General features: G+C 76.8%; 6 protein-coding genes and 1 pseudogene. All 7 read right to left on the reverse strand.

Annotated features, from left to right (window positions below; all coding sequences use genetic code 11):
* Window positions 1–21: 21 nt before the first annotated feature.
* Entirely contained in the window at window positions 22–1,935 is a 1,914-nt protein-coding gene (locus DT057_RS23780; RefSeq protein WP_128564584.1) for a response regulator, read from the reverse strand.
* A gap of 23 nt (window positions 1,936–1,958) precedes the next feature.
* Window positions 1,959–3,698: a response regulator gene (locus DT057_RS23785; RefSeq protein ID WP_128564585.1), complete on the reverse strand. Its 1,740-nt coding sequence runs from the start codon at window positions 3,696–3,698 to the stop codon at window positions 1,959–1,961.
* Window positions 3,695–4,816 carry a chemotaxis-specific protein-glutamate methyltransferase CheB gene (gene cheB / locus DT057_RS23790; protein ID WP_203236359.1) on the reverse strand — a complete coding sequence of 374 codons (1,122 nt, stop codon included), beginning with the start codon at window positions 4,814–4,816 and terminating at the stop codon, window positions 3,695–3,697. The genes DT057_RS23785 and cheB overlap by 4 nt, the downstream gene beginning before the upstream one ends.
* 109 nt (window positions 4,817–4,925) lie before the next feature.
* Complete coding sequence (locus DT057_RS23795; protein WP_128564587.1) at window positions 4,926–7,238, reverse strand: hybrid sensor histidine kinase/response regulator; 2,313 nt, start codon at window positions 7,236–7,238, stop codon at window positions 4,926–4,928.
* A gap of 28 nt (window positions 7,239–7,266) precedes the next feature.
* Entirely contained in the window at window positions 7,267–8,943 is a 1,677-nt protein-coding gene (locus DT057_RS23800; RefSeq protein WP_128564588.1) for a methyl-accepting chemotaxis protein, read from the reverse strand.
* A 35-nt stretch (window positions 8,944–8,978) separates the two neighbouring features.
* Window positions 8,979–9,647 (reverse strand): chemotaxis protein CheW, encoded by a 669-nt coding sequence (locus DT057_RS37280; protein ID WP_128564589.1) that lies wholly within the window; start codon window positions 9,645–9,647, stop codon window positions 8,979–8,981.
* Window positions 9,644–10,080: pseudogene (locus DT057_RS23810) on the reverse strand (CheR family methyltransferase); the annotation flags it as partial. The pseudogene DT057_RS23810 and the gene DT057_RS37280, both read right to left, overlap by 4 nt.

Here is a 10,080-nt window from a genome sequence, read left to right on the forward strand (position 1 = left end):
AGGGGCCCGCCGCCCGCGGCCTCATCCCGCGGGCTTCGCGGCGGCCGGGGCGGCGGCCGCCGAGGCCAGGAGGGCCGCCACCCGGGCGCCGAGCGCCGCGGACAGGAACGGCTTCTCCAGCACGGCGTGGTCGGCCGGGATGCGGGCGGCCTCGGCGTGGCCGGTGACGAGCAGGAACGGCAGCGCCGGCCAGCGCCGGCGCACCGCCTCGGCGAGCTCGAGGCCGCTCATGCCCGGCATGGCGAGGTCCGCCACCACGAGATCGAAGGCCCCGGCCTCGAGGCGCGCCACCGCCGCCTCGCCGCTCGCCACCGCCACCTCGTCGTAGCCGAACCCGCTCAGGAACGAGGCGGTGACGTGCCGGACCTGGGGATCGTCGTCCACTACGAGGATGCGGGCCCGGCGCGGGGCCGCCACGTCCTCCGGCGGCGGCGCGGGCGTGGGCGCCACGGGCTCGCGCGAGCGCGGCAGGTAGAGCGAGACACGGGTGCCCTGCCCGACCTCGCTCGCGATGCGGATCGTCCCGCCCGATTGCTGGAGCAGGCCGAACACCATGGCGAGGCCGAGGCCGGTGCCCTGGCCCACCGCCTTGGTGGTGAAGAACGGCTCGAACACCCGGCCGAGGATCTCCGGCGGGATGCCGGTGCCGGTGTCCTGGATGGCGACCACCGCGTAGTCGCCGTCCTTCAGGTTCGGGTCGGCGCTGCCCGTCACCGTGGTGTTGGCGGTCGAGAGCGCCACGACGCCGCCCTCCGGCATGGCGTCGCGCCCGTTGATGCAGAGGTTCAGGATCGCGAGCTCGAGCTGGTCGGGGTCGACCTTCGCGGGCCAGAGGTCGGGGGCGAGGTCGCGCTCGACCTGCACGAAGCCCCCGAGGCTGCGTCCCAGGAGATCGTCCATGCCCCGGACGACCGCGTTGAGGTCGACCACCCGGGCCTGGAGGTCGCGCTGGCGGCTGAAGGTGAGGAGCCGCTTCGTCAGGGCCGCGCCGCGCTGGGCCGCCTGGGCGGCGTTGGTCATCAGCCGCGAGAGGCGGGCGTCGCCGGCGACCCGCGGCAGGGCGAGCTCCAGGCTGCCCAGGATCGCCGTCAGGAGGTTGTTGAAGTCGTGGGCGACGCCGCCCGCGAGCGTGCCGAGGGCCTGCATCTTGTCGGCCTGGCGCAGGCGCGCCTCGAGCAGGCGCTGCTCGGTGATGTCCCGCTCGATGACGGCGAGGTGGACGACGTCGCCGGCGGCACCCCGGATCGGCACCCGCACCACCTCGGTCCAGGCCTGCATCGCGCCGGCACCGGTGCCGGCGACGGCCGTGGTGGTCTCGCCGCCCGCGATGGCGGCCCGGTCGGCGGCCTCGGCGGCGGCGGCCGCCTCGGGCGCCAGGAAGGCGCGCTCGCTGCGGCCGAGGCAGGCCTCGACGCCGGCGCCGAGGCGCGCGGCCTTGCGGGCGTTGAGGCGCAGGAAGTGCCCCTTCGCGTCCTTGAACGCGATGGCGTCGGCGGAGTGGTCGAGGAGGCCCCGCAGCAGGGCGCGCTCGGTCGCGAGCTCGTGGGCGAGGCGGTGGCGCTCGTAGGCGCCCCGCACGGTGTTGCGCAGGAGCGCCGGGTCCCAGGGCTTCGTCACGTAGCCGGTGATGCCGCCCCGGTTGAGGGCCGAGACCACCGCCGAGATGTCGGCGTAGCCGGTGAGCAGGATCGCCTGCGCGTCCGTGATCTCCCGCGCCTGCGCCAGGAGGGCGTCGCCGGTGAGGCCCGGCATGCGCTGGTCGGACAGGATCACCGCGATGTCGGGCTCGGCCGCGATCATCTCCAGGGCCTCGGCCGGGCGGGTGGCGGTCAGGACCCGGTACTCGTCCTCGAGGAGGTCCTCCAGGGCCACCAGGATATCGGGCTCGTCGTCGACCGCCAGGATGGTGCCGCGCACGTCCGAATCCATCGCCATCCCGTCGCTCGCCCCGCCCACGGTCACGCGGCCCGCCGCGGGATGCTGATCACGAAGCAGGCGCCGCCGCCGGGCGCCGTCTCCACGGTGATGGCGCCGCTATGCGCCTGCACCACGCTGTAGGCAATGGCGAGGCCGAGGCCGGTCCCGGAGCCGACGGGCTTGGTGGTGAAGAAGGGCTCGAAGATCCGCTCGCGCAGCTCCTCCGGCACGCCCGGGCCGGTGTCGCTGATCCGGATCACGTCGTTGCCGGCCTCGCTCACGGTCTCGATCGTGATGGTGCCCTCGTGGGGGATCGCGTCGGCGGCGTTGCCGAGGACGTTCATCACCACCTGGTTCAGCAGCGCCGGGGTGCAATGGATCTCCGGCGCGCCGCCGAGCGCCCGGCGCACGGCGATGCGGGTGCCGAGCTTGTGCTGGATCAGCGCCAGCACGTTCTCGATGGCGTCCGGCACGTTGACGGTCTGCATCTCGCCCTCGTCGAGGCGGGAGAACTTGCGCAGGTTGACGACGAGGTCCTGGATGCGGGTGAGCCCGAGGCGCATGGAGCCGACCCGGTCCCGGGCCTTGTCCAGCGCCCGCCTTGCCGGCGCGTCGGCGTCGGCCTGCGCCGCCACCTCGCCGATCAGGCGCTCGACCGTGCCCTGGTGGGCCAGGATGAAGGCGAGCGGGTTGTTAATCTCGTGGGCGATCCCGGCCACGAGCTCGCCGAGGGAGGCCATCTTGGCGGCCTGGACGAGCTTCGCCTGGGTGTCCTTGAGGCGGTGGTTGGCCTCCTCGAGGTCCTGGTTGGCCTGCGCGAGGGCGCCGGCGAGGGCCGCCTTGGCCTCGGAGGCGGCGGCCTCGGCCTGGGCGCGCTCGGCCGCCCGCTCGTGCCGGCGCAGCTCGTCGGAGACCCGGCGGTCGTCCTCCTCCAGGAGCTTGCGGCGCACGAGGGTGCGCACGCGGATGGCGAGCACGTCGGCGTCGGCGCCCTTGGGCACCACGTCGTCGACGCCCGCCGAGAAGGCCTGGACCAGCAGGTCCTTGCTCGAGGCGGCGGCGCTGCCGATGCCGACGAGGTAGAGGCCCGGGGCGCCCGCGCCCGCCGCCGCCTCGCGCAGGGCCGCGATGCGGCGGCAGAGCGCGATGGCGTCGAAGCCGGTGCCGAGGAGGTCGACCGTGACGCAGTCGAAGCCCGGTCCCGGCCCCTCGAGGGCGGCGAGGGCCCGCTCGGGGCCGTCCGCCGCCGTCACGTCGTGCCCCTCCTGGCCCAGGAGGGCGGCGAGGTAGGCCCGGTAGGTGGCGCTGCCGTCGACGACCAGGATGCGGGCGCGGCGGAAGCTCGGCAGGCGCGCGCCCGTCTCGCCCGCGGGCGCGCCCGCCGCGCCGCCGCGCTCCCGCAGGAGCGCCCGGATGCGCAGCACCAGGAGGTCGCGGTCGGCGGATTTCGGCACGTAGGCGTCGGCGCCGCTCTCCAGCCCCTGGCGCTCCAGGTCGCGCCCGCTCGCCTCGGTCAGCATCAGCACCGGGGTGGCGCGGGTGCGCACCGACAGGCGCATCTGCCGGGTCAGCTCGTCGCCGTTCATCCCGGGCAGGTGGTAGTCGGCGACCACGAGGTCGGGCAGCCCGCGGTTCATGGCGTCGAGGGCGGCCTCCGCGGTGGCGTGGCGCGCGACCTCGAAGCCGCGGCCCTCGAGGAGCAGCCGCAATTGCAGCGCCTGGGTCTCGGAATCCTCGACCAGCAGGATGCGGGCCGGGGCGGCGTCGGGGGCCGCGCTCACGGCGGGCCTGCCGGCTGGAGGGCCCGCACGAGGCGCGGGGCGATCAGGTCGAGGGGCAGGACCGCGGCGGCGGCGCGCAGCCGCACGGCGGCGGCCGGCATGCCGTAGACGACGGCCGAGCTCTCGTGCTCGGCGATGGTGGCGGCGCCCGCCTGCCGCATGTCGAGGAGGCCGGCGGCGCCGTCCTCGCCCATGCCGGTGAGGAGCACCCCGAGGGCCCGGGGCCCCGCCGCCCGGGCGACCGAGCGGAACAGCACGGTGGCGGACGGGCGCTGGCCGCCGACCGGCGGCGCGTCGCTCAGCGACAGGAGGCCGCCGGGACCGAGCGCGAGGTGGCGGTCGCCGGGCGCCACGTAGGCGTGGCCCGGCAGCGGCCGCACCCCGTCCCGCGCGACCGCGACGGCGAGGGGCACCACCCCGTTCAGCCAGTCGGCGAACCCCTCCATGAAGGCCGCGCCCATGTGCTGCACGAGCAGGATCGGGGCCGGAAAATCGGCCGGCAGGGCGCCCAGGAGCTTGGCGAAGGCCGGCGGCCCGCCCGTCGAGGCCGCGACCGCGACGAGGCCGGGGGCGAGGCCGGCGGGCTCGCGGCCCTCCTCGCGGGCGGCCGCGTCCGGGCGCCCGGGCCGCTCGGCGCCGGTCAGCCGCTCCGCGCCGATGAGCCGCTCCGCGCCGATGAGCCGCTCCGCGCCGATGAGCCGCTCCGCGCCGATGGGCCGGCGCCGGATCACCGGGACCTGGCTCATGATGCGCAGCTGGGTGCAGATCTCGTCGGCGATGGCCTCGTAGGCCCGGTGGCCGGTGCCGACCGGCTTCTCCACCACGCTGAGGGCGCCGGCCCGCAGCGCGTTCATGGAGATCCGCAGGGACGCGTCCTCGACGGCGTCCGCCACCACGACGATCGGGGTCGGCTGCAGCGCCATGATGCGGCGCGTGGCCTCGAGGCCGTCGATGCCCGGCAGGCGGATGTCCATCGAGATCACGTCGGGCCGGACGCGCGCGATCTCCCGCAGGGCTTCCTCGCCGGAGGCGACCGCGGCGACGAGGGCGAGGCGGGGATCGCGGCTGACGATGTGGGCGAGGAGCTGGCGCACCACCAGCGAATCCTCGACCAGCATGACGCGGACGGGCGCGCTCACGGGCGGGCCCCGGGCGGGTGAACCCGCGCCGGGCCGACCCGCGGCGGCGGGGGACGGGTCGAGGCGGGGAGGCGGGCTGAGGGCACGCTCACAGCAGCTGACCGATCGTGTCGAGAAGCTCGCGCTGATCGAACTTCTGCTTGGTGATGTAGGCGTCGGCGCCGAGGTCGAGGCCGCGGCGGACGTCGGCGGGATCGCCGCGGGAGGTCATCAGGATCACGGGCAGCCGCGTCAACCCCGGATCGGCCTTGATCGCCTGGAGCAGGCCGAAGCCGTCGAGGCGCGGCATCTCGACGTCCGCCACCACGAGGTCGACCTGCGCGGCGTCGCGGCGCAGGCGGTCGAGGGCGTCCCGGCCGTCGACGCAGACGAAGACCCGGTAGCCGTGCGCCTCCAGGATGCTCTTCTCCAGCGTCCGGGTGGTGATGGAATCGTCCACCACCAGCACCGTCGGGGTGCGCCGGGCCCGCGCCTCGGTGCGGGCCGGCGCGGCGGCCGGCGCCACCAGCCCGCCGCCCCGGGCGCGGGCGCAGAGCCCGTCGGGGTCGAGCACCAGGGCGGGCGTCTCGTCGGCGAGCATCACCGTGCCGGAGACGAGCGCGGGATCGCCGCCGACCGGGGGCGGCGGGCCGACGAGGAGCACGCGCACGTCGAGGAGCCGGTCGACGGCGACGGCGCAGAGATCGGGGCCGGAGCGCACGAGAGCGGCCTGGACGAAGCCGTCGTCGAGGGGAAGGGGAGCAACGCCTGATCCGAGAAGGGACGCGAGGGGTACGAGCGGAACGACAACGTCCCGTCCCTCGTGGATGATCCGCACCGAGGGCCGGCCCGCCACGGACGCGAGGTCGCGGGGGCCGAGCCGCAGGAGGCGCGCGACCGCCCCGCTCGGCACCCCGTAGCGCAGGCCCCCCGCCTCGACGAGCAGGACCGGCTGGCGCGCGGCCGAGAGCGGGACCGCGATCACCACCTCGGCGCCGTGGGGCTCGGCGCGGGCGAGCCGGACGCTGCCGCGCAGGCGCCGGGCCGCCTCCGCCACCACCGACAGGCCGATGCCCCGGCCGGAGAGCCGGTCGACGGCCTCCGCGGTCGAGAAGCCGGGCGCGAAGACGAGGCTCAGGATCTCCTCCGGCGCGGGGTCGCGCCCCGGCGCCACCAGGCCCTGGCGCCGGGCGGTGGCGAGGATGCGGGCGAGGTCTGGCCCGCGCCCGTCGTCCCGCACCGTGACGACGAGCCGGGTTCCCCGGGAGGCGACCGAGAGCGTGACGGCGAGGGCTTCGGGCTTGCCCGCCGCCCGCCGGGCCTCGGCCGGCTCGGCGCCGTGCCCGACGGCGTTGCGCAGGGCGTGCAGCACCGGGTCCTTGAGGGCCTGGAGCAGGCCGCGGTCGACCTGGAGGTCGAGGCCCCGGAGCGCGACCTCGACGGGCAGGCCGGCCTCGCGGGCGAGCTCCCGCACCATGCGGCCGTAGCCGCCGAACACGGTCTCGGCCGGGACGAGGAGCAGGCGGTCGGCATCCTCGCGCAGGCGCCGCGCCGCGGCCTCGACGGCGCCGGCGCTGCGGTGCTGCACCCGCGACAGCGCCGAGACGCCGCGGACCACCGCCCGCAGGTCGCCGTCGAGGCGGCGCACCCGGTCGACGAACGCGTCCAGGGCGGCACCGGCCGGGTCGCCCTGCTCGCGCAGGCGGCGCGCCAGGGCGGCGACCTCGCCGGTGCGGCCCTGAACGGCGTCGACGCTGCGGCGCAGGTCGCGCCCGCCGGCGTCGAGGGCCGCGACGGCGCCGCCGATCGCCTCCTGGCCCTGGAGGGCGGCCGAGAGGGCGTGCACCGCCCGGGACAGCCCCTCGACCTGGTCGCTGGCGATGCGCAGGTAGGCGATCCCGCCCTCGGCCGCCTTCTCGGCGGGGGCTGCCTCGGGCGCTGGGCCCGCGGGGGGCGTGGCCGCGGGGACGATGGCGGGCGCGGGCGCGGGAGGTGCGGGCGCGGGTTCGGGCGCCGCGGCCGGTGCGGCAGCGGGCGGCGGGGCCTCGCCGCCGAGGCAGGCGTCGAGGGCCGCGATGGCGTCCGGGGGGGCCGGGGGGTCGGGCGTTGCGGCGAGGTTCGCGACGGTGCCCTCGATCCGGTCGAGGGCGAGCTGCACGGTCCCGGCGGTGGCGCGGTCGAGGACGGCGCGGCCCTGCACGATGCGGTCGAACAGCGTCTCCAGGCGGTGGGCGACCTCCTCGATGGCCGGCAGGTCGACGGCCCGGGCGGCGCCCTTGAGGCTGTGGGCCCGGCGGAAGACGTCGTTCCAGTCGGGCGCCGCGCCGCCCGCGGCCTGCGCCAGGGCGGCCCGGATCGCGTCCAGGTGCTCGCGGTGCTCGACCTCGAAGGCGGCGAGGAGAAGCTGGCGGATGCCCTCCATCGGGGCGCCTCCTAGGGGTGCCCCGGCGTCACAGCCGGTAGCGCTCGGCGAGCGCCAGGAGCGCACCGGCGAGTTCGCTCAGGTTCGCGGCGGCGGCCTCGACCTGGCGGGTGCCGGCCGCGGTCTGCTGGCTCGCCTGCCGGATGTTCTGGAGCGCGCCCATCACCTGCTCGATGCCGAGCTGCTGCTGGTTGGTCGAGGCGACGATCTGCTGGAAGGTCTGCACGCTCTCCTGCACCCGGGCGGTGATCTCCTCGATCGTCGCGTGGGTGGTGTCGGTGCGCTCCTTGCCGACGGCGACGCGCTTCACGGCCTCCTCGGTCAGCATCACCGACGCGTTGATGCCGCGCTGGATCTCGCCGAGGATCGCCCGGACCTGGCCGGTGGCCTCCTTGGCCTGGTCGGCGAGCGCCTTCATCTCGGCCGCCACGACCGCGAAGCTGCGCCCGCTCTCGCCGGCCGCCGCCGCCTCGATGGCGGCGTTGAGGGCGAGGAGGTGCGTGCGCTCCGAGACGTCGTTGACGGTGGCGATGATCTCCCCGATGGCCTGGGTCTTCTCGCTCAGGGCGACGATGTTCTCGGCCACGGCCTCGCTCTGCTCGCGGATCGCGTCCATGGCGCGGGCGGTCTCGTCGACGGCGCGCAGCCCCGCGCTCGAGGTCTGGGCGGTGGCCTGGGCGGTGGCGATCACCTCCTGGGCCCGCTTGCCGATCTGGGCGCCCGCGTGGGTGATCTCGTCCACCGTGGCGGCGGTCTCCTGCACGGCGGCGAACTGCTCCTCGACGCTCGCCGCCTGCTCCTGGGCCGAGGCCCGGATCTCGGCGGCCGCGGCGTTGAGGTTCGCGGTGGCGCCGCGGTTCTGGGTCGCGAGCTGGCGCAGGCTCTCGACCATCTGGTTGAGCACCCGGCCGAGGCGGCCGAGCTCGTCGCGGCCCGCCTCCGCGATGCGGCCGGTGAGGTCGCCCTCGCCGATGCGGCCCACGAAGGCCATCACGGCGTCGAGGGGCTGCACCACGGAGCGGCGGATCAGCACCGTGATCACCAGCGCCATCACCACGCAGGCCGCGAGCGCCGCGAGCGTCGAGAGCCGGCTCTCCTCGTAGATCGCCCCGACCCGGCGCTGGCCCGCCGCGATCGCGCCGTCGAGGGCGTCCCGGGCCGTTGTCATGATCCGCACGAAGCTCTCGCCCGACTGGTCGAGGATGCCCTCCGCCGCCTGGATCCCCGGGACGTCGCTGGCCGCGATGGCCTCGAACTGCCGCTCGGTGGCCGCGCGCGTCGCGCGCAGCTCCACGCCGGCGGCGGTCAGGATCTCGCCGATGCGCTGCCAGCCGGCGATCCGCTCCGGGGAGAGCGCCTGGCCGCGGTACTCGTTCACGGAGGTGATGGCGCCGGCGAGCGCCGTCTCGGCCGCCGCCGCCGCCTTGCGCCAGGTCACCGCCGGCTCCTCCTTGGTGGACGGCTCCCGGTTGAGGGCGCGCAGGTAGTAGCGCGTGGTGGCCTCGTCGCGCAGGTCGCTCATCCGGCGCTGCCCCTCGCGGATGGTCTCGAGCTGGCGCATCACCGAGAGGTCGCGGGTCACGATGGTGTCGGTGGCGGTGCGCACCTCGCCGATCTGGCCGATGGCGTAGACGCCGAGCGCCACGATCACCAGGACGACGGCGGCGAAGCCGAGGAGGATGCGGTTCCCGATCGAGATCGACACGCTGGTTCTCTAAGCTCCGGAGCGATTGGGGGGGTTCAGGCCGCACCCGGCGGCGGGCGGGGGCCCGGCAGGAAGGGGTGCAGGAGCCCCGGGAGGTCGAGGACGGCGAAGCCCCCGGGCGCCCCCCCGCCGGGCGGTGAGGGCCCGACGGGCGGGCCGGCATCGCGGCGGGCGTGGTCCGCGGCCTCGCGGGCATAGCCCGCGACCGGGGCCGTGCCCAGCCCCCCGGCGGGCGCGGCCCCGGTCGCGGGCCCCGCCGCCTCGACCACGGCGTCGACGACGGCGAGCACGCGGTCGACCTTGAGGCCGATGCGGGGCGCCTCGCGGCGCAGCAGGACGACGTGGGCGGCCCCGTCGCCGGGCCCGCCCGCCTCCGCCTCCCCGGACGGCAGGCCGAGCGCGCGGGCGAGGTCGAGCACGCTGACGAGGACGCCGCCGCGCCCCGTGAGGCCGACGAGGGCCGGGGGCGCGCCCGGCACGGGCGTGCAGGGCCGGAACGCGAACACCTCCGCCACCGCCTCGAGGGGCAGCCCGAGGTGCTCGGGCCCGGAGCGGCAGAGGAGCAGGCGCCGGGTCGGAAGGGCCGCGGCCGCCGCGCCGCGCCGCGCGAGCGCGACGGTGCGGGCCGCGACGATCGCCTCGATCCGCGCCGGGCTCAGGGCCGCCTCGGCGTCCGGCCGCACCGGACCGGCCGGAGCCGTCACGGCGCAGCGGCGAGGAGCGTCGCGGCGGCGGCGCGCAGGCGCTCCGCCGTGAGGCCGTCGCCCTCGGGCAGGAGGCTCGGCCCCGGCAGGCGCTCGGCGCACCGCAGGGCGTTGGCGAGGGCGCGCTGCCCGTCCCCGGCCCGGCCGGCGGCGATGAGGGTCAACCCGAGGTGGTAATGTGCCATCACGAAGCCTTTATCGAGATAGACCGCGCCGCGAAAGGCGCGCTCGGCCTCCTCCGGGCGGGCCCGGGCCCGGGCGAGCAGGCCCTCGTAGTAGCGCAGGCGCGCATCGGTCGGGTCCCGCCCGAGCGCCGCCCGGCAGGCGCGCCAGCCCGCCTCGATGTCGCCCGCATCGGCGAGCGCCCGCACGGCCTCGAGGACCGCCTCCGGGCCCGGCGCGGGCGCCCCGGCGTCGCGCCCGCCCGGCGGCC

This window comes from Methylobacterium crusticola, from assembly GCF_003574465.1.
Classification (GTDB): domain Bacteria; phylum Pseudomonadota; class Alphaproteobacteria; order Rhizobiales; family Beijerinckiaceae; genus Methylobacterium; species Methylobacterium crusticola.